This window comes from Microbulbifer sp. ABH2_005 (assembly GCF_056160005.1).
Map to the genome: position 1 here is coordinate 95622 of NZ_JBSWWI010000001.1, position 25406 is coordinate 121027.

General features: G+C 47.7%; 27 protein-coding genes. 13 read left to right on the plus strand and 14 right to left on the minus strand.

The genetic code is table 11. From position 1 onward, the window contains the following. Positions 1–87 precede the first annotated feature (87 nt). The 5 genes from ACXAFI_RS00440 to ACXAFI_RS00460 all read left to right on the plus strand — a co-directional run bounded on the left by ACXAFI_RS00440 (position 88) and on the right by ACXAFI_RS00460 (position 5487). Entirely contained in the window at positions 88–1251 is a 1164-nt protein-coding gene (locus ACXAFI_RS00440; RefSeq protein ID WP_475107238.1) for a phosphoglycerate kinase, read from the plus strand. 87 nt (positions 1252–1338) lie between these two features. Further along, positions 1339–2403, plus strand: a complete 1065-nt coding sequence (gene fba / locus ACXAFI_RS00445; RefSeq protein ID WP_444920326.1) for a class II fructose-bisphosphate aldolase — start codon at positions 1339–1341, stop codon at positions 2401–2403. Between the two features lie 119 nt (positions 2404–2522). Next, a complete protein-coding gene (locus tag ACXAFI_RS00450; protein WP_475107239.1) occupies positions 2523–3503 on the plus strand; it encodes an alpha/beta hydrolase in 981 nt (326 codons plus the stop codon). Positions 3504–3762: 259 nt separating this feature from the next. Continuing rightward, entirely contained in the window at positions 3763–4146 is a 384-nt protein-coding gene (locus tag ACXAFI_RS00455) for a DUF4166 domain-containing protein (protein ID WP_475107240.1), read from the plus strand. 960 nt (positions 4147–5106) lie between these two features. Then, a complete protein-coding gene (locus ACXAFI_RS00460; protein ID WP_475107241.1) occupies positions 5107–5487 on the plus strand; it encodes a VOC family protein in 381 nt (126 codons plus the stop codon). Between the two features lie 103 nt (positions 5488–5590). On the opposite strand, the gene ACXAFI_RS00465 is transcribed toward ACXAFI_RS00460, so the two are convergent. From ACXAFI_RS00465 to serA, 5 genes are all read right to left on the minus strand, one after another. Continuing rightward, positions 5591–5980, minus strand: a complete 390-nt coding sequence (locus ACXAFI_RS00465) for a cupin domain-containing protein (RefSeq protein WP_475107242.1) — start codon at positions 5978–5980, stop codon at positions 5591–5593. A gap of 85 nt (positions 5981–6065) precedes the next feature. After that, positions 6066–7232 (minus strand): MBL fold metallo-hydrolase, encoded by a 1167-nt coding sequence (locus ACXAFI_RS00470; RefSeq protein WP_475107243.1) that lies wholly within the window; start codon positions 7230–7232, stop codon positions 6066–6068. A 432-nt stretch (positions 7233–7664) separates the two neighbouring features. Next, positions 7665–7862 carry a hypothetical protein gene (locus tag ACXAFI_RS00475; RefSeq protein ID WP_475107244.1) on the minus strand — a complete coding sequence of 66 codons (198 nt, stop codon included), beginning with the start codon at positions 7860–7862 and terminating at the stop codon, positions 7665–7667. Between the two features lie 189 nt (positions 7863–8051). Beyond that, positions 8052–8960, minus strand: a complete 909-nt coding sequence (rarD, locus tag ACXAFI_RS00480) for an EamA family transporter RarD (RefSeq protein WP_475107245.1) — start codon at positions 8958–8960, stop codon at positions 8052–8054. Positions 8961–9169: 209 nt separating this feature from the next. Beyond that, the gene (gene serA / locus ACXAFI_RS00485) at positions 9170–10417 is read right to left on the minus strand and encodes a phosphoglycerate dehydrogenase (protein ID WP_475107246.1); all 1248 of its coding nucleotides are present in this window, start codon (positions 10415–10417) and stop codon (positions 9170–9172) included. 152 nt (positions 10418–10569) lie between these two features. On the opposite strand from serA, the gene ACXAFI_RS00490 reads away from it, so the two are divergent. From ACXAFI_RS00490 to ACXAFI_RS00515, 6 genes are all read left to right on the plus strand, one after another. After that, complete coding sequence (locus ACXAFI_RS00490) at positions 10570–11232, plus strand: fumarylacetoacetate hydrolase family protein (RefSeq protein WP_475107247.1); 663 nt, start codon at positions 10570–10572, stop codon at positions 11230–11232. 138 nt (positions 11233–11370) lie between these two features. Next, entirely contained in the window at positions 11371–12879 is a 1509-nt protein-coding gene (locus tag ACXAFI_RS00495; protein ID WP_475107248.1) for an aldehyde dehydrogenase, read from the plus strand. 233 nt (positions 12880–13112) lie between these two features. After that, positions 13113–13511 carry a hypothetical protein gene (locus ACXAFI_RS00500; protein ID WP_475107249.1) on the plus strand — a complete coding sequence of 133 codons (399 nt, stop codon included), beginning with the start codon at positions 13113–13115 and terminating at the stop codon, positions 13509–13511. A gap of 78 nt (positions 13512–13589) precedes the next feature. Continuing rightward, the gene (locus tag ACXAFI_RS00505; RefSeq protein WP_444920312.1) at positions 13590–13904 is read left to right on the plus strand and encodes a putative signal transducing protein; all 315 of its coding nucleotides are present in this window, start codon (positions 13590–13592) and stop codon (positions 13902–13904) included. A 179-nt stretch (positions 13905–14083) separates the two neighbouring features. Further along, complete coding sequence (locus ACXAFI_RS00510; RefSeq protein ID WP_475107250.1) at positions 14084–14470, plus strand: SpoIIAA family protein; 387 nt, start codon at positions 14084–14086, stop codon at positions 14468–14470. Between the two features lie 166 nt (positions 14471–14636). After that, on the plus strand, positions 14637–15398 hold the full coding sequence (locus ACXAFI_RS00515) for a TerC family protein (protein ID WP_444920310.1): 762 nt from the start codon (positions 14637–14639) through the stop codon (positions 15396–15398). Positions 15399–15475: 77 nt separating this feature from the next. On the opposite strand, the gene ACXAFI_RS00520 is transcribed toward ACXAFI_RS00515, so the two are convergent. Together ACXAFI_RS00520 and ACXAFI_RS00525 are read right to left on the minus strand one after the other, a co-directional pair. After that, the gene (locus ACXAFI_RS00520; RefSeq protein ID WP_475107251.1) at positions 15476–15931 is read right to left on the minus strand and encodes a phosphate-starvation-inducible PsiE family protein; all 456 of its coding nucleotides are present in this window, start codon (positions 15929–15931) and stop codon (positions 15476–15478) included. A gap of 82 nt (positions 15932–16013) precedes the next feature. Continuing rightward, the gene (locus ACXAFI_RS00525) at positions 16014–16610 is read right to left on the minus strand and encodes a lipase family alpha/beta hydrolase (protein WP_475107252.1); all 597 of its coding nucleotides are present in this window, start codon (positions 16608–16610) and stop codon (positions 16014–16016) included. 456 nt (positions 16611–17066) lie between these two features. Here ACXAFI_RS00525 and ACXAFI_RS00530 point away from each other — a divergent pair, with 456 nt between their 5' ends. Continuing rightward, positions 17067–18026, plus strand: a complete 960-nt coding sequence (locus ACXAFI_RS00530) for a DUF5996 family protein (RefSeq protein WP_475107253.1) — start codon at positions 17067–17069, stop codon at positions 18024–18026. A gap of 56 nt (positions 18027–18082) precedes the next feature. On the opposite strand, the gene ACXAFI_RS00535 is transcribed toward ACXAFI_RS00530, so the two are convergent. The 7 genes from ACXAFI_RS00535 to ACXAFI_RS00565 form a co-directional block, all read right to left on the minus strand. Further along, a complete protein-coding gene (locus tag ACXAFI_RS00535) occupies positions 18083–18910 on the minus strand; it encodes a DUF5694 domain-containing protein (RefSeq protein WP_475107254.1) in 828 nt (275 codons plus the stop codon). A 189-nt stretch (positions 18911–19099) separates the two neighbouring features. Further along, positions 19100–19933, minus strand: coding sequence for a DUF5694 domain-containing protein (locus ACXAFI_RS00540; protein WP_475107255.1), 834 nt, complete (start codon positions 19931–19933; stop codon positions 19100–19102). Positions 19934–20256: 323 nt separating this feature from the next. After that, the gene (locus tag ACXAFI_RS00545) at positions 20257–20718 is read right to left on the minus strand and encodes a YccF domain-containing protein (protein ID WP_152455429.1); all 462 of its coding nucleotides are present in this window, start codon (positions 20716–20718) and stop codon (positions 20257–20259) included. 291 nt (positions 20719–21009) lie between these two features. Beyond that, positions 21010–21528: a nuclear transport factor 2 family protein gene (locus ACXAFI_RS00550; RefSeq protein WP_152455427.1), complete on the minus strand. Its 519-nt coding sequence runs from the start codon at positions 21526–21528 to the stop codon at positions 21010–21012. A 335-nt stretch (positions 21529–21863) separates the two neighbouring features. Then, positions 21864–22094: a hexameric tyrosine-coordinated heme protein gene (locus ACXAFI_RS00555; RefSeq protein ID WP_152455425.1), complete on the minus strand. Its 231-nt coding sequence runs from the start codon at positions 22092–22094 to the stop codon at positions 21864–21866. 96 nt (positions 22095–22190) lie between these two features. Then, positions 22191–22568: a PH domain-containing protein gene (locus ACXAFI_RS00560; RefSeq protein WP_475107256.1), complete on the minus strand. Its 378-nt coding sequence runs from the start codon at positions 22566–22568 to the stop codon at positions 22191–22193. 189 nt (positions 22569–22757) lie between these two features. Further along, on the minus strand, positions 22758–23678 hold the full coding sequence (locus ACXAFI_RS00565; RefSeq protein WP_475107257.1) for a LysR family transcriptional regulator: 921 nt from the start codon (positions 23676–23678) through the stop codon (positions 22758–22760). Between the two features lie 206 nt (positions 23679–23884). Between ACXAFI_RS00565 and ACXAFI_RS00570 the strand changes: the two genes are divergently transcribed. Then, positions 23885–25330 (plus strand): NAD-dependent succinate-semialdehyde dehydrogenase, encoded by a 1446-nt coding sequence (locus ACXAFI_RS00570; RefSeq protein ID WP_475107258.1) that lies wholly within the window; start codon positions 23885–23887, stop codon positions 25328–25330. Positions 25331–25406 lie beyond the last annotated feature (76 nt).

Here is a 25406-nt window from a genome sequence, read left to right on the forward strand (position 1 = left end):
CTTGTTTTCCTGTCGGCAGCGGTGCGGCGCAGTTGATATACTCCGCGCCCACATTTTCAGTTAATCGAAGTAGAAGAGGATTGGTGAATGGCGGTCAAATTGATGACAGATCTGGAGCTTGCGGGTAAGCGCCTACTAATTCGCGAGGACCTGAATGTACCGGTAAAAGATGGCCGGGTAACTTCTGATGCCCGTATTCGCGCGGCGCTCCCCACTATCCAGGCCGCCATTGATGCTGGAGCCAAAGTACTGCTGATGTCTCACCTGGGCCGCCCTACAGAGGGTGAGTATGCAGAGGAATTCTCCCTGGCTCCGGTAGCGGCGCATCTGGGCGAACTGCTTGGTCGCGAAGTGGCCCTGATCAAGGAGTGGCGCAATGGCGTCGAGCTAGCCGATGGTGAGGTGGCGTTACTGGAGAACGTGCGCTTCAATGCCGGCGAGAAAAAAGACAGCGAAGAGCTGGCTAAGGCCTATGCGGCACTGTGCGACATATTCGTAATGGATGCTTTTGGCACCGCACACCGAGCCCAGGCTTCCACGCACGGTGTGGCGAAGTTTGCCCCTCTTGCCTGTGCCGGTCCTCTGCTGGCAGCAGAACTGGATGCCCTGGAGAAAGCCCTGGCAGAACCTGCCCGCCCACTGGTAGCGATTGTGGGTGGCTCTAAAGTCTCTACCAAACTCACCGTGCTGGAGAGCTTGGCGGATAAAGTAGATCAGCTGATTGTGGGTGGTGGTATCGCCAATACTTTCCTCGCCGCGAGCGGTAAACCGGTGGGCAAGTCTCTGTGTGAGCACGACCTGGTGGATACCGCCAAGAGTCTGATGCAGCAATGCGATATTCCTGTACCCGTCGACGTCGTCACCGGTAAGGAATTCAGCGAGACAGCCGCAGCGGAAACTAAAGCCGCCGATGCTGTGTCTGAAGACGATATGATTTTTGATATTGGTCCAGAGTCTTCTGCAAAACTGGCAGAGATTCTCAAAGGCGCCAAGACCATTATTTGGAATGGCCCTGTGGGGGTATTCGAATTCGATCAGTTTGGTGCTGGCACCGAGCATCTTTCCAAGGCTATTGCCAATAGCGATGCTTTCTCTATCGCCGGTGGTGGTGACACCCTCGCGGCTGTAGATAAATACGGTATTGCCGACAAAGTGTCCTATATTTCCACTGGCGGCGGCGCCTTCCTGGAATATGTGGAAGGCAAGAAACTGCCTGCAGTGGCAATCCTTGAATCCCGCGCCGAAGACTGAGCACACAATAATGCACTCCGCTTAGTGCGGAGTGCGATAAAAGCAAAAAATTACAAATACGACGAGTAGACGAGAAAGGAATTTATTATGGCTCTTATCAGCCTGCGCCAATTGCTGGACCATGCCGCGGAGCATGGTTACGGCGTACCGGCCTTTAACGTAAACAATCTGGAGCAGATGCGCGCGATTATGGAGGCGGCTAAGGAAACCGACTCCCCAGTAATCGTGCAGGCTTCCGCCGGAGCGCGCAAATACGCAGGTGCGCCCTTCCTGCGCCATCTGATCCTGGCCGCTATCGAGGAATTCCCGGAAATTCCAGTGGTTATGCATCAGGATCACGGCACTAGCCCGGCAGTGTGCCAGCGCTCTATTCAGCTGGGTTTCAGCTCCGTGATGATGGACGGCTCCCTGCGTGAGGACGGTAAAACTCCGGCTTCCTACGAATACAATGTGGATGTTACCCAGCGTTCGGTGGATATGGCCCACGCCTGTGGTGTTTCTGTTGAGGGTGAGCTGGGCTGCCTGGGCTCCCTGGAGACCGGCATGGCCGGCGAAGAGGACGGCGTTGGTGCAGAGGGCAAGCTGTCTCACGATCAGCTGTTGACCGATCCGGAAGAAGCCGCTGACTTCGTACAAAAAACTAAGGTAGATGCCCTGGCAATTGCCTGTGGAACCAGCCACGGTGCTTATAAGTTTACCCGTCCGCCCACTGGCGACATCCTCGCTATTGACCGTATCAAGGAAATCCATGCGCGTATCCCAGGCACCCACCTGGTAATGCATGGCTCTTCTTCTGTGCCTCAGGAGTGGCTGGCGGTAATCAATGAATTCGGTGGTGAAATCCCCGAAACTTACGGTGTGCCGGTTGAGCAAATCTGCGAGGGCATCAAGCACGGCGTGCGCAAGGTCAATATCGATACTGACCTGCGTCTAGCCTCCACCGGCGCCACCCGCCGTTTCTTGGCAGAGAACCCTTCTGAGTTCGATCCGCGCAAATTCTACAAAGCTGCTTTGCAGGCGATGAAGGAAATCTGTGTTGCGCGTTACGAGGCCTTTGGCACCGCCGGCCAAGCCAGCAAGATTCGCCCACTTAGCCTCGATGCTATGAGCCAGCGTTATGCAGCTGGAGAGCTGGAACCGCAAATTAAGTAAGCGCTTACTTCTCTTGTGGGTAGTAAAGGCGGGCATTGTGCCCGTCTTTTTAATACATAAGTCACTGTTCACTCACCCAGCCTCTTCCTCCCTGGCAAAAATGCAGTACCATTGGTTCAATGGAAACCTTGCAAGACATCAGCGCTTACGAAAGCAGCTCGGTAACTCAACGCCCGGACTATTCGGCTTTACGGCAAAAGTTGCCGCAGCTCGACTTTGCCAATGACACGGCACCGCTGCTGACTGAAATGCAGGATTATCGGAATTTTTACGATTTACATTTTCCTCTCTCTTATAAAACGGGCGTTGGCACTTTCACAGCGGCGGGTTTTGAGTTGGTTTCCCAGTACTGGCTGGTAGAAAAACCTCGCGGTACGCTGTTTATCTGTCATGGTTATTTCGATCATACAGGTATTTATGGCCCCGCAATTCGCTTCGGTCTCGAGCGCAATCTCAATGTGGTAATTTTCGATTTTCCCGGCCATGGCCTCTCCAGTGGCGAGCGAGTTGCTATCCAGACTTTCCTGCAATATCGCCAAGTATTTGACCGCCTTTTATCCATCGCTGAAGACAAGCTACCCAAACCCTGGCACGCCTTGGGGCAGAGTACTGGTGGGGCAGCATTACTGGCGCATTTGCAGTACAGTCGCAGGCAACCGTTGGATAAGATTTTTTTATTGGCTCCTCTGGTGCGACCGGCCAACTGGCACATAGTGAAATGGAAGTACTATCTGGGGCGGTTGTTTATTAACGAACCCAGCCGCAAGTTCACAATAAATACCCACGATGCCGAGTTTTCCCGGCGTCAGGCGTTGCGTGATCCTCTGCAATCCAGAGTAATTTCCATGTGCTGGCTCGGCGCCATGGTAGATTGGATCAAGACCTTCCCTAAAACTGCGCGTAATCCCCGAAAAATTTTGGTTGTCCAGGGTACCGGTGATGCCACTGTCGATTGGCGCTATGATATGCGCGCAATCCGCGACCGTTTTCCGCACTGTCATCGGGTATTGATTCGCGGTGCCCGTCACCAGATGATCAATGAAACCCAGCCCTATAGGCATCAGATACTGGCCGCTATGGATGACTGGTTAAATAAGTAAGTTGCTAGAGTCTCTTATTTTCCCTTTGCTACGCGATACTTATTACCGCCGATATTCTCATACAATAAAATAAAACGTTTTTATTGTTTCCATGATGGTTTTATTGAGTTAGTAGTAATAATGACCAATATTATTTCAAGGAAGATGGGGGTCTCCTACCAAAGGCTTTCTCCTATTATCAGAGAAGTGCACAGTGGTAAGAAAGTGATTGAGGGGGAGGTAACTGTCGAAAGGGGAACTTTACTTGCACAGATAATATGTGGCCTGTTTAAGTTTTCCCAAGGAGAATAGTAATTGCACTCTTCGCGTGGAGTGTCATCACTCTGCCAATAATATCCTATGGATGCGCAATTTTGATGGGCTCAAATTAAATTCTTACCTCTTCTCGAAGGGAAGCTTATTGTTTGAGCAAATGGGGCCGTTGAGGATGTATTTCACCCCGGTAGAAATTGACGGCTCACTTACTTATCATTTTGTGAAGACCAAGATTTTTGGCATTCCCTTGCCAAGCATATTGAGTCCAAAAATCTATGCCAGAGAATATGAGATTAATGGCATTTATCAATTCGAGGTAAAGATGAGTATGTTTGCCATTGGCAAGGTTCTCTCTTATGGGGGAGCAATGAGTATTGTTGATTCATAGTTTTTTGATCAAAAAACCACTTGGTAATCAGAGCTAAGTATGCACTTGATAGATATACATAAAGCTCTGATTCCAGTTAATTTTCTACTCTTCCACTTCAATAAAAGCTAGGCTAGGTAGCCACATATTCAATGTTTCTGCAAATGAGCCTGTGATAGTAATTTCGGTCATCAAATAGAGGCTTACTAATGTTGTATTATTGCTATGCCAATTTCCACCTATATTTTAAGGTAACACCGCACATGTTTAATGTAGAAAATGTCCGTGTGAGTATTGGCGCGGTAATAAAAGAAATTGCCAAAGAAAGAATGACCGCGGGCAGTTTTTGACTTGGGCTTAGATTTAATTTTGTGGTTTCCATTAATATCACACATGCCAGATAAATTCGCCCACACTTATGATGAACTAATGGAAAGTGGTGATGAACTTCTGATGACAATTATAGTGCTGCACAAATTACTATCTCCCACCTACAAACAATCAGTGGGCGATAAGAGCTAAGTTTCGAACATTATTACCTTTTCTTAATAATTTAATAATTTAATAATTTAATAATTTAACAATTTAATAATTTAATAATTTAATGATTTAATGATTTAATGATTTAATGATTTAATGATTTAATGATTTAATGATTTAATGATTTAATGATTTAATGATTTAATGATTTAATGATTTAATGATTTAATGATTTAATGATTTAATGATTTAATGATTTAATGATTTAATGATTGTGAAGTCTATGTGAACAAGATAAGTCACTCTATTGGGAGAGTGATAAAGTGCAGGAGTGTAGTCATGAATATCGACATGCAATGATAAAATGCGCTTTGGCCTTAGTAAGACTAGGTTCTTTGGTTGAGGTGGCTGCTTGAGAATGTTGTTGCAGAAGGCAATTAAAGCTGTGACTATGTGATTGGCCAGATTGTCGCCGAGAAACTGACATAATTGGAGAGTGTAATGTTTAGTCATATTATGGTTGGAACTAATGATATGCAGCGGTCCAAGGCGTTTTATGATGCCATTTTAGGGGCTTTAGGTTATGAGCCCGGTGTTATTGATGATAAAGGACGCTGTTTTTACTTTACTAAATCTGGCGTCTTTGCTATCTCCAAGCCCATAGATGGCCAGCCTGCAACCCACGCCAATGGGGGGACTATTGGCTTTAGTGCGACGAGTACAGAAGAGGCCGATGCCTGGCACCAAGCAGGTCTTGCCAGTGGTGGGGTTGCCTGTGAAGACCCGCCTGGAATTCGCGAGGGTGTTGCTGGCAAATTGTATATCGCTTATTTGCGTGACCCCGATGGCAATAAGATTTGTGCCTTACATCGAGTAGGATAAAGTTGCTGTTTTGATAGAACAGCCAGCCTTAAGTGTGCTGGCTATTCTTAGTATGTTAGTAAGGCAGGCTTATGTATAAATCAACTAAATTTTTTGTATTGCCTTAATTTATTTTCTCCTCTGGATTTTTGAAAATAGTTGTTGGCTCCCCTTCTGGTCCAGAGTAGAAAAGAATGATAGTTACCGGTTCATTGCCATCGTTACGTCCATAGTGCCATTTATTGGTGACCTCAATAAATGCTTTTCCCTCTCCGAGAGTTAGTGTTTCTTTTTGTCCTGGAAGAACAATGGTCAATGTGCCATTTTCAATATACACGCCATTTAAAACAGGATGTTTGTGTACTGGCATTTGTTTACCGGGGGGGATTGTTACGCGAACAATAGTTAGCTCTTGTTGACCAGGTTTCATTTCTGGAAGTTTATGCCCCTCCCAGTCTTTGGTCGAAGCTACTAATTTTTCGAACGTCACATCACCAATATCTACCTCGCCCATAGTGCTTACGGGAAGTGTTAGACAAGCGGATACAAGGATCATAGTTTGAAGACACTTCATAGGGAGCTCCCATATAATTTGCTGACTAGAGTTTAGATCTTCTAACCTCTGGTGATTGATTTTTTTGTGTTTCTTTCTTATTTGTAGGTTTATGAATGATTTTTCTATTCTTACTGTCTGATGGATATTCCACATTACATTGTCCACGCCCAATATCGAAGAGTATTATTTCATCAAGGTCGTCCATCACTCGAATGGGACCTAAATAGTATTGACTCATGCCGGCAACAAATCCTTTTTTATCGGCTTCGGTCACTGGAGGGGGGATAAGGTGCGTCAAGGCAACAGATTTTACTCCTGCTTTGGTTGCCATCTTGGCAATATCCAGTGTATTGGAGTGATAGTGAATGATTTGATTGGCTTTTTCATAGCGCAGGATTGCCCTGCGGTTATTTCCGGTTTGTTTGAGTTTACTGATATATTGCGAATAACTGAGAGCTTCTGAAATTAATAAATCGGCACCGCGTTCAATATTCTCCAGTTCATCGAATACATGAGTATCTCCGGTGATAATAACTTTGCAGGGACCAAAACGTATCTCATAGCCAAAGGCTGGGAAAACCGGTTCATGATGTACGGCAAAGACAGATACCGTCGTATTTCCATGCTGCCATACCTCCTGGATAACGTCGGATTGATCTCCGGCGATATTTACCAAGTGAGGAGTGGCGACAGCCAAAACGGGATCGAGTATTCCCTGTCTATTGGCCGCCCTAAATAGAATATCTGGTCCAAAGCTCTGCTTGATTCCCTCCATGATATTGTGAATGCCATAGGGCCCATAGACGTTAATCGGCTTATTGGCGCCCACAAACCAGGACTCATTAATCACCATTCCTAAGCCACCAAAGTGATCGGAGTGCCAGTGGGTAATAAATATTGGATCCACTTGCGCCAGGTTAAGGCCGAGTTGGCCGATGCGAGCAGTCGCGCCCTCGCCCGCATCCACAAGAAATAATTTTCCGCTACTGCGTATTGCCACGCAGGCTGGATGGCGCAGCCATTGATAGGCAGGGTCCGGGGTTCCGGTACCGCAGAAGTAGATGTGCATTTTGCCATCGTCTTCGACATAAGGTGGATAGTGACGTAGGGACTCTGGCTGTTTTGCTACCACCTGAGTGGCAGTGATTGAAAAGGAAAGAGCTGTTAAGAGTAGTTTGGCGAAAGCTTTTAGCATTTTTTTGCCAATCATTGGTTTCTAAGGTAACCCAAGCGTATGCTTGGATCTATAAAACTTCCATTTGGTTTTTCTGTATTTTTGTCGCTATTTCTTTCTTTGCCATGTGCCGGCAGTGTAAGGGTTTTACTGGATAACCAATATTAAAGGAATGCAGCAGCTAGTCGGGCAAATGCACTTGTATTAGAGCCAGATAAGCTTGTACTAAAGAGAGCTTTTGGCAAATTGTGTTGTGGTTAGAATCCAGTTTTGGCATTGATGCCCGCAAGTAGATAATTAAGCTATCCAGTAATGCCGGTGCCTTCGGGATGAGGGCTCTACAAGTTCACGCACATCGGCAAGGGTGTTAAATAAAAAGTACGGTATTACTTGGAATTGCGGTAGTCGCAAACGGGTATCTAGAGGCTGCCGTTCCAGCACTCCTCGTACACGTTCAAATTGCTTGGCTTATTCATGTGCGGCTTCATCGCGAAGGTGCAATACCGCGGATATAGCGTTCCAAGGAGCGAGCAATCTATTGATATGCATGATGGCAAGAAGTCTCAGGTGTTCGGCGTGGTCTTGCCAAAAAGAAATACCCTCTCTCTTCCCCATTGCCAAATAAAGAGCAAGTCGTGTCAGGGAGAAGGGAAGGGTGACGCCCACTAGCTCAATTCCCAAGTAAGTGAAAGCTTAAAAGGGCGGCGATAGAGGTTGTGAGCAACTGTTGCCCACTCGGTAAGGACGGGATATTGATAGTGAAGTTTCAACACCAGAGCATGGCGGCGTATTTTCCTTAACACTAGCCGCCGTTTACGCATAAATGAAGTGGTGAAACTTTTGTAAGAGTCTTGGCTAGAGCGCCGCCTTACCCTGCAAGTGCAGCTTGCGCCTCTGTGCCAACGCATCGATGGAGTAGAGTGCCAAGCCTAACCATACAAACACAAAGGTGGTGAGTTTGCCTTCGCTGAATGGCTCTCCGAATGCCTGTGTGGCAACCACCAGCATCAGCGAGGGCCCGATATATTGCAGGAAGCCGAGGGTAGATAAATTGAGCCTCCGTGCGGCGATGGTAAATAGCAGCAGTGGCACCAGGGTAATGGGTCCAGCTAAAAGCAGCAGGCTGTTCAACTCCCAGTTGTTGTGTAGCAGATTGCTTGTGGGACTTGCGCTCATGAACAGGTAGATCAATGCCACCGGCATCATAAACAGGGTTTCCACGGCGAGGCCGGTAAGGCTCTCTACCGGGGCGCGTTTGCGCGCAAGCCCATAGAGCGCGAAAGATCCCGCCAAAAAGAGAGCTATTACCGGCACCCGGCCGAATTGCCAAAGTTCGTGAATAATTCCCATGGCTGCAAGTGCGACCGCTAGCCATTGCAGCCGTCGCAGTTTTTCCCCAAGGAACAAAACGCCCAGGACAATATTGAGCAGTGGGTTGATGTAGTAACCGAGGCTGCTCTCCAGCAGGTGGCCGTTGTTGATAGCCCAGATAAAGACCAGCCAGTTACCACCAATCAGTGTGGTAGTGAGGGCGAGGGTGCGCACTTTTTTACCATCGCGCAGCGTGGCCTTGAGAGTGGGCAGCTTGCCTAACAACAGCATAATCAGCAGTGCCAGAACCAGCGACCATATACTGCGGTGGGCGAGGATTTCTGCCGCGGGGATGCCCTGCAGCTGGTTGAAGTAGAGCGGAGCCAGCCCCCAAATCAGGAAGGCGGCAACGCCAGCGAGCAGACCGGTGGTGGCGGTATCGTTAGTACGCAAGGGGACACCTGCTATGAAAAATATGATGTCGGCTTGGGCCAGGGCACGCGAGGGGTTGCGTGTGGCACTGAGCTAACAGAAATAGAATAGGCGTTGCTATTGTAGAAGTGAGCGCCAGGGTGGATCAATCCTTTTATCGACCAGCCGACGGCGCTAAAAGACGGGCGGCAGAGGGACTGCACACCCGTCCAAAGGGGCTTTAAAACGTATTAGAACAATACACGGCAGCGCAGGGTGCCGGGAATATTTTTCAGCTTCTCCAGGGCCAGGTCTGAGTAGGCTGCATCCACATCAATCACCACATAGCCCACTGTCTCGTTAGTCTGCAGGTACTGGGCGGAGATGTTGATGGCATTTTCTGAGAACACCTGGTTGATCGCGCTTAGAACGCCTGGAACGTTTTTGTGGATATGCAGCAGGCGGTGGGTACCTGCATGCCCTGGCAGTGCCACCTCGGGGAAGTTCACAGAGCTGGTGGTGGTGCCGTTATCGGAGTAGTGCGCCAGCTTTTCCGCTACCTCGGTGCCGATATTCTCCTGCGCCTCCATGGTGGAGCCACCCACATGGGGAGTGAGCAGGGCGTTGTCGATGCCGCGCAGTGGTGAGACAAACTCGTCGTCATTGCCGCGGGGCTCTACTGGGAACACATCGATAGCGGCGCCGGCCAGGTGCTTGCTATTGAGGGCCTCCGCCAAAGCCTCAATATCCACCACGGTACCGCGGGAGGCATTCAACAGAATCGCCCCGGGTTTCATCTGCGTTATCTGCTCTTTTCCTATCATCATCTTGGTAGAGGGCAGCTCGGGTACATGCAGGGAAACCACATCGGACTCGCGTAGTAACTCTTCCAGGGAACTCACCTGGCTGGCATTACCCAGCGGCAGCTTGGTGATGACATCGTAAAATTTGACCCGCATGCCGATGGCTTCCGCCATGACCGAAACCTGCGAACCAATGGCGCCGTAGCCGATAATACCCAGGGTCTTGCCGCGGGCTTCGAAGGAGCCGGCAGCGGACTTGAGCCAGCCACCGCGGTGGCACACCGCATTCTTTTCGGGAATCCCGCGCAGCATAAAAATGGTCTCGGCGATGATCAGTTCTGCCACACTGCGGGTGTTGGAATAGGGCGCGTTAAATACAGCGATACCGAGCTCGGTTGCCGCCTGCAGATCTACCTGGTTGGTGCCAATACAGAAACAACCGACGGCAATCAGTTTGGTGGCATTTTCCAATACCTTGCGGCTCAACTGAGTGCGTGAACGAATACCGATAAAGTGGGCATCCGCGATCTTTTCGATCAATTGGTCTTCGGGCAGTGAAGTTTTCAAGTACTCCACATTGGTGTAGCCACGCGAGGCCAGCAGGTCGATCGCCGACTGGTGTACACCTTCCAGCAGCAGGATGCGAATCTTGTCTTTTTGCAGGGACTTTTTTTGATCGGAATTGTGCGGAGCCATAAACTATCTCTTCACTGAGTGCGGATAACGCGGTGTAAAAAGTGCTTTGCCACTTCTAATAGATGTGCCGAAGTCTGGCGAAGGCGCGATCATAGCACATGCTGCTTATATCGCTTTATTCGAAATTTCTATCCTAACTATCTTATTTATTTATGTACCAACACCAATTTACTTGTGGCAGTGATGTTCCTTACAAGCTGGGCAAGATTATCTGTGTGGGGCGTAACTACGCCGACCACGCCGCGGAACTGAATAACCCGGTGCCGGAAGAGCCTTTGCTGTTTATCAAGCCTGCCACTGCCGCGGTAGAGATGGCCGAGCCTATTCATCTGCCCACAGGGCGGGGCAGCTGTCACTTTGAGGGCGAACTGGCACTGCTAATGGGTGAAAAACTGTGCAATGCCAATGCCACGGAAGTATCCCCCGCCATCGCTGGATTGGGGCTTTCACTAGACCTGACCCTGCGCGATCTGCAAGCGACGCTAAAGCAGGCCGGGCACCCCTGGGAAAAGGCCAAGGGCTTCGATAACTCCTGTCCACTCTCTCCTTTTGTCAAACTGGACTGGCTGCCGGATTGGGACAAGCTCAGTTACTCTCTATGGCTAAACGGCGAGCTGCGTCAGCGCGGCAAAACTGAGCATATGCTCACTCCAATTTTAGATCTGGTGGCGTATATCAGCAGCTTCTTCACTCTGGAGCCCGGCGATGTGGTACTGACTGGTACGCCAGCAGGAGTCGGTGAGTTGCATCACGGTGACAAGCTGATGATGCAGCTTCAGGGCGATTGGTTGCAGGTGGAGACGACGGTCGTGTAATTCCGTGGGCGGCTCTGACCCGTATCCGGCCGCCTTGGTTCGTACCCTTTAAAGCCCACCGTGCCATCATTCTTTTTGATTTGTGATCACATTTTCGATATAACCTGGAAAAACTAACAGTCTCAGACGAGGTGTGCCATGACAGAAAAAAATAACATCCCGCAAAACCTGCAGGAGTGGCAGGCCCTGGCGGCCTCTCTCAAGATCGAAGGCCGCGCCTTTATCAATGGCGAGTATGTGGATGCCCTATCGGGGGAAACCCGCGCCACCTATAACCCCGCCAATGGCGATGAGCTAGCACAAATCAGCAGCTGTGGCCCACAGGATGCCGACTTGGCCGTGCGTGTGGCGCGGGAGACCTTTGAGTCCGGTGTCTGGTCAAAAATGCCACCGATGCAGCGCAAGAAAATCCTGGTGCGCTTCGCCGACCTGATCGAAGAGCACCGGGTTGAAGTTGCCCTGCTGGAAAGCCTGGATGCGGGTAAGCCCATTGGCGACACCATGGCCGTAGATGTCCCTGGTGCGGCCACCACTATTCGCTGGAGCGGCGAGGCCATCGATAAAATCTACGATGAGGTGGCGCCCACGGGCCCTGGTGAGTTAGGACTGGTCACGCGTATGCCTCTGGGGGTGGTGGCGGCGATTGTTCCCTGGAACTTCCCACTGTCCACCACCGCCTGGAAGCTGGGCCCGGCTCTGGCCACCGGCAACAGTGTAATTCTTAAGCCTGCCTCCAATACTCCGCTGACAGCGATTAAATTGGCCGGCCTGGCCAAGGAAGCGGGCCTGCCCGATGGCGTCCTGAATGTACTACCGGGGCCCGGCAGCAGCTTGGGTAAGGCACTGGGCCTGCATATGGACATCGACTGCCTCACCTTCACCGGTTCCACCGAAGTGGGCAAGACCCTCACCGAGTACTCTGGCCAGTCGAACCTAAAGCGCACTTTCTTAGAGCTGGGTGGAAAGAGCCCGAATATCGTTTTTGCTGATGCGGACCTGGATAAAGCTGCCGATGCCGCGGCATTGGCAATTTTCTACAACCAGGGAGAAACTTGCACCGCCGGTTCGCGCCTGTTGGTGGAAAAGAGCATTGTCGATGAGTTTATTCAAAAGGTAAGCAAGGCCGCTGAGCGCTTTAAGCCTGGTCACCCACAAGACCCGAATACTGCAATGGGCGCACTGATTGATCGCAGCCAGTTCGACACCGTCGAGTTCTATGTAGCGAAGGGTTTGGAACAGGGCGCGCAACTGGTGTGTGGTGGCAAGCCGGTGGATGAAGTAGCCGGTGGTTACTATTACGAGCCCACCGTTTTCCGCAATGTGACCGGTGATATGACGATCGCCAGAGAAGAGATCTTCGGCCCGGTATTGTCGGTTATTGAGTTCGAGACCGAAGAGGATGCGCTCGCTATTGCCAATGACTCTATCTATGGCCTGGCGGCGGGTATCTGGACCAACAACCTGGGCCGTGCCCATCGGATGGCCCGTGATATCTATGCGGGTTCAGTGTGGGTGAACAATTACTTTGGCGGGGATATCACCGTGCCCTTCGGCGGCTTTAAGCAGTCAGGGAATGGCCGCGACAAGTCCCTGCACGCCCTGGATAAGTATTGCGAGCTGAAATCTACCTGGATTGATCTAAGCTAGACACCCCATAGCATAGATTGGAAAAAGGGCCACAAGTTGTGGCCCTTTTTTTGACCCTCCCTATCTATATTTTTCTTTCCCGTTCCCTCTTTTGACTGTCACTTGGGTGCTCTATCTGGCGTGATTTTTCTAGTCAGCTATACCTAAGTTATCGCCCTCTATAAAAGCCTTCGACGACATAGCGCCCTATTTGGGCTTGAGTTGCGAAATAAACCAGTTTGAGGAGATTTGGCTTGAGAAAAACTTGCCTGTTTATCGTTATCCTGGCGGCAAGCGGAATAACAACTTTACGGGCAGCGGAGGCCCCCAGGTTTGGAGAGATTGCTGGGCTGGTCAGTGCGGAACGAATCTACGCACAAGCCGTACGCAATACACCGGTTCACAGCCTGGTTGGAAATTGGATGGAAGTATTCGTCAGCCACGGCGATGTGGTGGAAAAGGGACAGCTTTTAGCAATGTACAAAAGCAACAGAGGTAGGGCTGTGCTCGAGTATATTGCCAGTCGCTCCGGGCGGGTTCTTATCAATAGCCGGAACGCACTCAATTCAGTGGAAAATGTCCTGGAAATTATCACTGTTCCCCATGATGAATACTGCAGGCATGTCGACTGCTCGGCTTCGGCAGAGCAGTGAGAACCGTAGAAGATATTTGTTTGGCTAGTTCCACTGGTTGTGGGTAATCTGGGGTTCTGGAAAAGGACCTCTTACGCTATGAAATTGATTTATACCCATGAAAACCGCCTCTTGGTAGAGCTGGCAAAAAGTCGCCTGGAAGTTGCCGGTATAGCGGTCAAATTAAAGAATGAATTTGCGCAGGGAGCATCTGGGGAGCTGGCGCCCAGCCAAGCCTGGCTGGAGCTTTGGCTTGAGCGTGATCGAGATTACGAACACGCGTGCCAGTTGTTACAAGATGCCGAGGCTGAACAAATTGGATGGTCCTGCCTTGATTGTGGAGAAGACAATGGGGCGGCATTCGATTATTGTTGGCAATGTGGTAAGACAAGGCCAGCTGTCAGCGAAGACTAGTTCACTAAATCATTGTCAGAAAAAATAGAAATAAGTTAATAATGATTACTTGAAACCAAGGCACATTAGAATAAGCAATTTAAAACTAACCGAAAGAAATTTGCCAATTTTTAGTTCTTTATTGTGTAAATTTATTCACAGTTCATACAGTAAAACCAGCATTATTTTTAGGGTGACCTATGAGCGATCTACCTCACGGTGTTTCTATTGGGTTGGAGCAGCATGGAAATCATTTCTTTTTGACACTGCGGGCCCGCGGAAAGCTGACTCATGAAGATTATAAAACCATGGTCCCCATGCTCAATTCTGCCCTTGCTGGAGTAGAAAACCCCAAAATAGATTGTTTGATGGATGCCAGCGAGTTAGAAGGTTGGGAGCCTCGCGCTGCTTGGGATGACTTAAAATTGGGCCTATCTCACGGACGCGATTTCAACCGAATTGCCGTTATCTCCGATAAACGCTGGATGAAAATCGCCAGTAAAGTAGGCAGCTGGTTCATAGGAGGTGAATACAAAGTGTTTGATTCAGAGGGAGATGCCATGGCTTGGTTGCTTGAGGAGAAGTAGAGTGGTTTTTGATTGCCTAATTCCCTCGCAGATTTATTGACTTTATAGGTAATAAAGAACGTCAATTATTTAAAAAAAATAAATAAAACTTTTATAAATTTTATTTGTTAACCTTATTTATATTGGGTGGGGTTGATAAGGATAATTAATAGGAAAGGAATTGTTTATGTTCGAGTGGGTAGCCAGCCCGGAGGCCTGGATTGCTTTGGCCACGTTGGCGGCGCTGGAAATAGTGCTGGGCATCGATAATATTATTTTTATTTCAATTCTCGTCGGACGCTTGCCTCCCAAGCAGAGAGAGCCTGCACGTTTTATCGGCCTGACGCTTGCCATGGTGACACGCCTGGCATTGTTGTTTTCTATTGTCTGGATTATGGGGCTAGTAGAGCCGTTATTTAGTGTTTTTTCTATGGAGATATCCGGGCGCGATATAATTTTAGTCGGAGGCGGTTTATTTCTGATCGGTAAAGCCACCCATGAGATTCACAACAGTCTGGAAGGTGATGAGACTGATGCCGCAACTCTAGGGACAGCCGGCTTTGGCATGGTTCTCCTACAGATTGCCATTCTCGATATCGTGTTTTCACTTGATTCAGTGATTACCGCTGTAGGGCTGGTCGATGAAATTTCCATTATGGCGATCGCAATTGTCCTGGCGGTGATGGTTATGTTGGTTGCCGCCAAACCGATAGGTGACTTCGTCGATCGTCATCCCACCGTTAAAATTCTGGCGTTGGCGTTTCTGATTATGGTGGGCTTGACCTTGGTCGTGGAAGGTTTCGATGTGCATGTGCCCAAAGGTTACATCTATTTTGCCATGGCATTCTCAATGGCAGTGGAAATGCTTAATTTGCGCCTGCGTAGTAAGAAAAAGAGTAAGACAGCACCAGTACAGTTACATCATTCTTTGCGGGATAATAGCGAATAATTGATGATAAATATTAATTGGGCGAACGGTGAAGCTCCGTTTCGCTCAATTATATGGCGATTTTTACTTGATAAAATCTAATAGTTATTTCTCTTAATCTTTAGGATTAGGTAGGTCAGACCTAAGGCTAGTGTTGCAGCCGCAAGTCCCAGTAGTTCCCCCGCGCTAACCTTATCCAGATCCAGGATTATAAATTTACGTGCAAGTGCTAGTATGGCAATTAAAACCACGACAGTAGTTTGAATAATACTCTGCTGTCTGGTTACTACATATTGCAGAGTATGGCTGAATTCCAGTGCAATCAATAAAGTAATAATTTCACCAAAAATAGTCTGGAAAACTTTGTGATCGAGAGGATCCTTCATGCCTACTAGCAGCATGGAATACACGGAATAAGCTAAACGGCTAATAGCAACTATAACAATTACAATAATAATAAAGGTGAGCAGAAGGGCGATAAAACTTTCAAATTTACGATAATAATTGTGTACAGCACTTTCCGGCTGGCTGGGCTCTTGCTCCGGATTAGTCATAATTGACTCCCTAGGCCAATGCCCTGCATGTTGCAATTGAATTTAAATGCTTATTCTTCAATGTCATAAGTATCCTATATATCTATTTCATGCCGGTTATTACTTCATTTTTCATTAGTGAAATAACCTTGCTGCTCATTGGCATCAGCCGATGCAAGATGACTGGAACTTCATAAGAAATGCCTACTCCCAGTTGAGCACTACTGTGTGGCATTATTGTGATATCGTATTTGGTCCAAATAGAGACGGGATCGGTTTCTTCTAGCAAGTGCATCGAGCTGTTCAGAGAATTTAGGAAATCACTACCGATACGCAGTTGCTGCCCACCCTTGTATGGTAGAAAGTTTGCCCAATAGCTGCCGTGGTGTGGGGAGGCAATAGATATAAACTTATGTACTCTGCTAATACCGCTCATTGCTTGTAAATAGTAGCGAGCGACAATTCCTCCCATGCTGAATCCCACCAGCGTACAAGTCTCCTCTTTGTTCAGTATCTTTTCCATTTTTGCCATTAACTGGGCCGAAAGATGTTCCATGCCATGCCAGCCTGAGTTGTAGCGCAAGTGAATATAATGGGCGTCAAAGCCAGTTTCAGCGAGTGCGCGCTGCATTCTTAAGAGAGCATTACCACGATCAAAAATTCCAGGAATTAGTAGAACAGTGTGGCTTTTCTGGCGCATTGTTTGACGCGTGTTAGTTTATTTTGAGTTGGAGTGGCGTAAGAACAAGTTGGTTGCTTAATAGCTTGGATAAAGAGTGTAGTTCGCAACTCACCAACAAGGAGAAGTGGTTTTCTTGGGGGCTGTGACTTTATTTTGGGTGTAAGCTTTGAGAAATGAATTTGCTGAATTGGTCAAGTACCTTTATATGTCTAATCTGTATTCTTAAGTCGCTATTTTCTTTGTCATATGGGGTCCACTTTTGCTGGGCTCATAAATTTGTGACGCTTTTATACTTTTAATCATGGGGTTTGAGCGCTATTTCTAAGGGTCTTTCCAGGAATTCTGCTAGATAAATGACTCAAACCCTAAGAAGTTGTTGATTCAGCTTATAAAGACCAGCTAGGTGTTATAGCTGTTTATATCGAAGACAGTGTGTCCTTGAGAGTTTTATTACATGAATAATTGGAGTAGAGCATGAAAGTGCCTTTAAATCGTTCAAAAAACACAGATTGGCCAGAGCTTCACTTTCAGGATTGGTCAGATACAGCAGCTACATTGCATCTGTGGACACAGATTATTGGTAAGATTCGCTTGGTTCAGTCACCCTGGACTAATCATTCCTGGCATGTGCCATTTTATGTTACCGCAAGAGGGTTGAATAGCTCTCTTATTCCTTATGGAGGAAGGGCTTTTTCAGTTGAATTTGATCTTCTTGACCATCAATTAATAATACTGATTAGCGACGGTGGAAAACAGAAGATACCTTTAAGGCCAATGTGCGTTGCAGATTTTTATATGAAAATCATGAGTGTAATGAAAGATTTTGGCCTTTCTGTTGATATTTATACCACGCCAAGTGAAATTGCCAATGGAACTCCCTTCGAAGAGGATATGGCGCACTGTCAATATAATTCTGAATTTGCCATACGTTTCTGGCAAGCATTAGTCCAAATAGATAGGGTTTTCAAAGAGTTCCGCTCTCGCTTTATAGGAAAGTGTAGTCCTGTACATTTTTTTTGGGGGAGTTTTGACTTAGCGGTTACACGATTTTCTGGCCGAGAGGCACCCCTGCATCCCGGAGGAGTACCAAATTTCCCTGACTGGGTTGCACAAGAGGCATACTCTCATGAAGTCAGCAGTGCTGGATTTTGGCCGGGCGGAGGTGGTTTTGAGGATGCGGCATTTTATTCTTACACTTATCCTGCATCTGAGAAATTTGCGGATCAACAGGTTAAACCGGATGCGGCTTTTTATTCAAAAGAATTGGCTGAGTTTATCCTTCCCTATGATGAGGTTAGGAGATCAACTTCTCCAGATGAAACATTAATGACTTTTCTGCAGAGTACCTACGAAGCCGCTACGAGCACTGGTAAGTGGGATCGGAGTGCTCTAGAGAAAAATTCCACAGCTTTTCAGCCTGGAACTCCAGGCTGAAAAGCTGTAGCAGACTATTGGAGTCAAGTTAGGATAAATATTTTTGTGAGAAAATACTAAAGATAGTCGTTAATGTTCCAAGCTTTGCGTTGTAGATCTGAAGCCAATAAAATTTTCATAATGGCAGTATGGCCCTGGCCTCCGATAATAATAATTTTGGATCCAGGTTGAGCTACTTTCTGTATGTTGGCATACATGCGGAAATTTCTGTGCCACCAACTTGCATTACCTTCAGCTCCTAAATAGATATTCCCTACTTTTACGTCATTATTCCTAATGGCAAGATTCATATTTTCCCTGTCATATTGGGGATCATTAGAAAGCTTCAATAGCTCTCTCAATGAGAGAGATTTATGTTCTTCATCGGTTCTTCTTTTGAATTCTTTTAAAAATTCTGAATATTCTTTATATCTCTGAGGGTCGGCATCTTCCATATATGCTCTCGTAGTCCACTGCCTATTATGAATTTGAATGTCATCATAACAAATGATATCGATAAGCCCTGCAGCTTTGGCTACACGAAATCCAATCTGCTCTGTCTCATTACTGTTAAGCTCATGGAGTCCATCAATATAGTTTTTATAATTCTTGTTGATATTATCTTGATCTTTTGGGTCACACTCGGCTAATACATGGGTTGGTTTTTGTTTGCCAAGTTTATTTGCTAATTTTTTGAGATAACTCTGACTTTCATTGGTAAGTACGTTTATTTGATCAGATTTTATAAGGTCTAAGCCAGGATTCTTGAAGTGAAATACACCAAAAATCATAACTTTTGCAGGTTCTTTCGTGACTATAGTTCCCTCTGCTGTTTCTTGAGCCCAGATAGTGTGGCAAATTGTAGTGGTAAGTAGGATGGAAAATATTTTCATGGTGTTTTTCAAAATGGATTCCTTTCAGTGCTGCTGTGGAAATAGTCATAGAGCTATTGTTAGATGATGCTAGCCTTATGTTGGATAGCATATTAATTAGAATGTTTGAGGTAGACAAAGGTTAATAGTTTTTCTAGGGGCCGCCTAAGCTGTCTAATATAGACAGCTCCTAGAAATCCTGAAAGAATAAAGAGAATAACCCTAGAGATAGTCGTTAATATCCCAGGCTTGGCGTTGAAGGTCAGTGGCAAGTAGAGTTTTCATAATGGCGGTATGGCCAGAGCCTGCGATGACGATTATCTTAGCTCCCGGTTTTGCTTTGGCCTGAATATTGGCATACATGCGGAAGTTTCTATGCCACCAGCTAGCGGAGGCGTCGGCTCCGGCAAAGGCTTCTCCAGCAGCAATATCGTTGTTCATAAGATATAGGTTCATGTTCTGCTGGTCTTCAGTAGGATCGTTATGCAGTTGAAGCATATTTTTTAAAGATAAAGTTTTATGGAGCTCGCCGGTTTCTTTACTCAATTTTTTAAAAAAGGCAGTATTAGTGTCCATTCTTTCAGGATCATGTTTTTCCATATATGCCATAAGCGCCTCACCATTCCAATTTACTTCTCTTTCGTCATGGCATAAAACTGCGTTTAGACCGGCTTTCTCGGCAATACGAAAGCCCAGTTGTTCATTTTCATTATTTTTTAGTTGGTGCTCGCCTGCAAGATAAGAGGTAAATTTTTTATTGAGTTTTCCTTGCTGAGATGGATCGCATTCCAGCATTACATGGGTAGGTGATTGATCGGCTAGTCTACTGGTAAGTTCTTCTAAGTAGTTCTGGTTTTCAGGAGTTAGCACATCGATAACTTCTGACTTGACGTAATCCCGACCGGGATTAGAAAAGTGAAAGGTGCCAAAGAGCATTATCTGGGCTTTTTCTGATTCATTTTTTTCTTTTTGATCAGAGTGGCTGTTTCCGGCCAAGGTTGTGGCGCTCAGCATTAAGATAAGGGTGCAGGTAGTAAGCTTTTTAATACCCTTCATTATTAAAATCCTTTTAAATTCAGGTTGATTTATTTTCGTTGGTTTGAAGTGTTTTATGGGCAAGTTTATTATTTTATTGCTTCAGTCTCTCCACTGCTAATGCTAGTTGCTATGTCTAGTGAAGTTCCTGGCTGATAAGTGTGAGAGTTACTATTTGGCCTAATTCAAAATTTAATAATAAGCTGAAAACTTTCGAAATCAGAAATTGCTAAACCTTAAAGACGTTAGTAAAGCGAATACCATTTCAAGCTCTCCTTGCTATGCCTGGTTCTTAGTGGAGTCGCAGTTTAGGGGCTTTTTAAGCCCCTCTATTTCTGGCGGGGCTAAATACTACCGCGCATTTGGGAAACGGTAGCATTGGCATTACGCATTCTTGCCGCTTGTGCCACTTCCTTATCTACAACGGTCTTACCTATCGGAGATAAAGAAATACCGGCTAGCTTCAGGTGTTGAATGCCAAAGGGAATACCAATGATGGTGATAAAACAGGCAATTGCATGAACCAAATGACCAATTGCGAGCCAGATTCCAGCGAATAGGAACCAGATGATATTGCCTATCAAACCGAACCCACTGGTACCTATGTCCTCATTTAAGGTGAGCTCCTTGCGGGAAATGGCTTCACGCCCAAAGGGAAAGAATGAGAGTTTGCCCATTACAAAACAGGCCCTTCCCCATGGAATCCCGACAATGCTGATAAAGGCAATTAGAGCAAAAAACCACCAACAAAGACCCATAAAGATCCCGCCGAGAATAAACCACAAAAAATTACCCAAGGTGCGCACACCAATCTCCTCTTAAGTTATTGTTGGGAACTGATAAAGCTGGTATTCAGGTACCAAGATGAGGGTCTTGCCCAGTTACCCCTAGCCAGCAGTTACTGGAAAGACGATATCAGCTCCCTTTGATAGACCCATACAGCTTTGACGTGGCACGGGGCTTCTTTAGATGCATTAGGGCAAAAATTTTAATACACCACAATAGCTGATACTAATGAGTCAGCTCCATTGGTTGACTTATTGAGTTGATATTACTGAGAGGAGTGTCCCATACCACTAGGGTTTATCTTTTTGAACTTACGGTATAAGTTCGTTTACCGGCGCATTGATATTAAGTAAACGTTTACACTGATCTTTGCCAAGGACAGGGAGTGAATTATCTAAAAGTCCCATTTGTTTGAGTACGGTGGCTTGATCCCAGTAGATATGTTCCGAGCTGATTTTATCGCCTTCAAAGTCGATTACTGCAACATGGGGAACAGACAGTTTCTTTCCCGTGGCTTCGATGCCTGGAGCGAACCAATCCATACGCAGGGAGTGCGTTAAATGCAGGATAAATTCATCGATAACTCTGCACTTCCCTACTGTACGAGTCAGCAACTCCAGGTTAGCGTCTGCGGGCATCTGCGGAATAAAAATATCCCGATAGAAGCGCCTCAGAGGTTCTTTTCCGGTTGCTCCTGTGTTTACCGGAACATGAATTAATACTGGGTTTTCGGTCATAGTGGCAATGGCGGCATCAGCATCCTTTAGTTCAAACTCGGCAGCTGTGTGGGTTTCCCAGACCGAAACAAGTCGCTCCTCGTGTTCACTCATATCTATCAACGCTCCATAGTCCAAAAGGAGATAGGTACCTATGGCATTAAGATCACCTCAATGGGGCTTTACCCTATATCGACATTAATAAAACGGTCGAGAATAGGATTTTTCTGCCATCGGTATCCACAAGAATATATGCAATGTAGATTGAAAAAGTGAGGACATCGAAGCGTCTTAATGTATCTAATGAACGCCGTTGAAAATTAGCCAGAGAGGGGGTAGATTCAAGTAAAGCAGGATTTGGTATTTATATTCGGAGGGGAGAAGGGGCGCTTTACAGAGCTTAAAGCTTTTGGCTAGCTTTTAAATTTACTATAAAGCGCGCAATGCCCTTAACCGCGCCAGTAGTTATTGGCGGCAGCTACTGTCTGGAAGTTGATGGCAACTACCTGGGAAGAGGCGATCAAGCTATCTGCATTTTCTTCGTAGGAAGCTCTCAACTTGCCTCTTACTTCGTCCGAAGGTTGGGTGTATTTTACTCCCATTCTGGACAGCTTCATGGCCAACTCAAAACCCTGTTGAGCATTTTCGGTAATTAAACTTTCTAACCACATGTGTGACATGAACTTCCCTCTCTTGTGTATGAAATCTGTGGTGGGTTAAATATACGCTTTTGACGCTAAAATTGAAGCTCCAGAATGTGAAGCCTTTCAATTTTATTAAGCCAGCACATACTTACTGATATGTTGATTAAATTGGATAAGGTCAAAAGAACCTTTGATTTCAAACTTGACTTCGCCCACCTCACCGAGATAAACCACTATTTCACAATCCAGGTCAAAGGTTCCTGAGCTCTCGACAGAAAATGCCTGGATTTTACTGTAGGGCAGTGAGGTATAATCGACCTTGGAACCTGTTATTCCCTGGACATTGGCTGCGATAATCCTCTTGTTAGTAAAAACCACCTGATCCCGAATGGTTTTGAAGCCCGCGAAAATAGCCTCTCCTTCAATCAAAAACTTATTGAAGTCATCTCTAGCATCGGAGATCTCAATAGGCTTGAGTTTGAATATGGGTGAACTCTTAAAATCGATCATAACGCTTCCATGTGAATTATTCTTACGCTCACCCATTGTATAGATGATCCGCTTATTTAATAGTGAAAATTTCTTGCTTGTTGAGTGGTCAGCTGGATTTTTGACCTTACTAACGAATCAGGAAAGCCGCAGTCCTCACCTTGGGCTGCTAGTCTCTACACACTTTAAGTTTCTGTATTTTTTCTGGAGCTAGTTTTTAATCACTAAAGCCTGTAAAAACAGCTGCACAGCCGGGTGCTCCTCTGCGCTCCTTTTAAAAGTTGCCGCATTTTGGATTCGGTAGTGAAAGCGTTCGGCCATTAGTGGCTTTAGCTTGCCAGTTTCCACATATTGTTGTGCGAGGTAATCAGGTAGAAATCCCACAAAGCAGCCGGACAGAATCATCGAGAGCCGCGCGGCCATATGATTGGCGGTGGATCGTTTTGGGAAGAGGCGGTATAGATGCGCTGCGCCGGATAGCACGGCGTGACTGGGTGCGGCCAGCTCTTGCTGAGTAAGTAATTCCTCGCTGACTTGGTCGGCCTGGGCACAGGGGTGTTGGGCGCCACAATAGAGTGTGGACTGGTGTTGAAACAGCGGCTGGTATTCCAGGCCTGGCCGGCGTGAGTGCAGGGGGTTGATACCGACATCAGCGCGGCCGGCGAGTATTTCCAGTTCCAGTTCCTGCGGTGCGGCAAGTTGTACTTCCAGGTGCAGCTGGGGAGCCTGCTGGCGCAGATGGGCAATAGTTGCCGGCAGGTCGAGCTGTGGTATCTCCAGCACATCGTCGGGCATCACCAGACGCAGGGTCCCGGTAAGGTGAGACTGAATGGCATTTACCTGGCTTTTAAAGGCTTCCAGGTGGCCATCCAATTCAAGAATGGCCTGGTAAAGGGATTCTCCCTCAGGTGTCAGTTTAAAGTCGGCACGGCCACGGGAGCGCAGGCACAACTGCATACCCAGCCGGGTTTCCAGGTCGGAGATATGTACGCTAATGGTGGAGCGGCCAATATTGAGTGCCACCTCGGCAGGGGCTAGGCCGCCAGCGCGCACTACCTCACGAAAAACCCGCAGCAAACGCAAGTCTATGTCACTGAGACGCCCTCCTAAGGCGCTTTTTGTTTTGCCCATTTACCAACTTACCCCGTGTTTTCTGAGTTTGTTTGCCGTAGCGTATCCACTGCCTACGGAGGGAGGGCTGGGTGGTCAAAGCCACTTCACGCTTAAGTTTGATAAATATAAACTTTAGTTCGAAAAATACTACTATTCTCCCTGGGCTGCTGCGGCCAGAATCGCCGCAATACCATTAATAACAGTAAATTATCAGGAGTTTTCCGGTGGAACTGGCGAATCCAAACCTGTTGAAGTCTCAGAACTATATCGATGGAGAGTGGCGGGATGCTGCGGGTACCGCAGAGGTGCGCGATCCGGCCAATGGCGAAGTACTGGGCTTAGTGGCCGATGGTTCAGCGGAGGATGCAGAGGCGGCGGTAGCAGCTGCGAGCGCCGCCTTCCCGGAGTGGAGCCGCCGCACCGCCGGCGAACGTGCTGCCATCCTCAAGCGCTGGTACCAGCTGATTATGGATAACAGCGATGATTTAGCGCGTCTCCTCACTTTCGAGCAGGGTAAGCCTCTGGCAGAGGCCAAGGGGGAAATTATTTATGGCGCCTCTTTTATCGAGTGGTTTGCTGAAGAGTGTCGCCGAGCCTACGGCCAGACGATCCCTACCCACAATCCGGCGATGCGCCTGAGCACCATTCGCCAGCCGGTAGGTGTGGTGACCTGCATCACTCCCTGGAACTTCCCCAACGCCATGATTACCCGCAAGGCGGCGCCGGCGCTGGCAGCCGGCTGTACCGTGGTGATCAAGCCGGCACTGGAGACTCCACTGTCCGCATTGGCGTTGTGCCAGCTGGCAGAGGAAGCGGGTCTTCCCAAGGGCACCATCAATGTGGTGACCGGCAGCGATTCACCGGGCATCGGCAAGGTACTGACCCAAGACCCGCGCGTGGCCAAATTTACCTTCACCGGCTCCACCGCTGTGGGCAAGCTGCTGATGGCGCAGTGCGCCAGTACCGTGAAGAAGATGTCCATGGAACTAGGCGGCAATGCGCCCTTTATCGTATTCGACGATGCGGATATGGAGGCGGCAGTGCAGGCCTGCGTGGCGACCAAATTCCGCAACGCCGGCCAGGTGTGTGTGGCCACCAATCGCATTTATGTGCACGAGTCGGTACACGATGAGTTTGTGGAAAAGCTGCGTGCCGAAGTGGCCTCACTGAAAATCGGCCATGGCTCCGAAGAAGGTGTCAGCATGGGGCCGATGATTTATCGCCGCGCGGTGGATCGGGTACAGGACCTGGTACAGGATGCGGTAGAAGCCGGGGCGAAAATTGAGATTGGCGGTGAGCAGCTGCCCAATGGAGAAAACTATTTCGCGCCCACCCTGCTGACCGGCGTCACAGATGCTATGCGGGTGGCTCAGGAGGAGAACTTTGGTCCCATCGCCGCAGTACAGAAGTTTACCGATGAAGCCGATGTGATCCGCCGTGCCAACGATACCCCTTACGGTTTGGCTGCCTATGTGATGAGCGAGAACATTCGCCGCGCGAACCGTGTGGTGGAAGCGCTGGATTACGGCATGATTGCCTGTAACACCGGGGTATTCTCCACCACCGTAGCGCCTTTTGGCGGCAACAAAGAATCCGGTATCGGCCGCGAGGGCGGTGTCGAAGGTATGGCCGAATTCTACGAGACCAAATACTGCTGCTTCGGAGCCTAATTTTTCGTTTCGAACGGCAGTGCTGCGCGCTTGTCTGAGAGCACAAGCGCCTGAAAAAATTCGCGGGAGTCGCAGG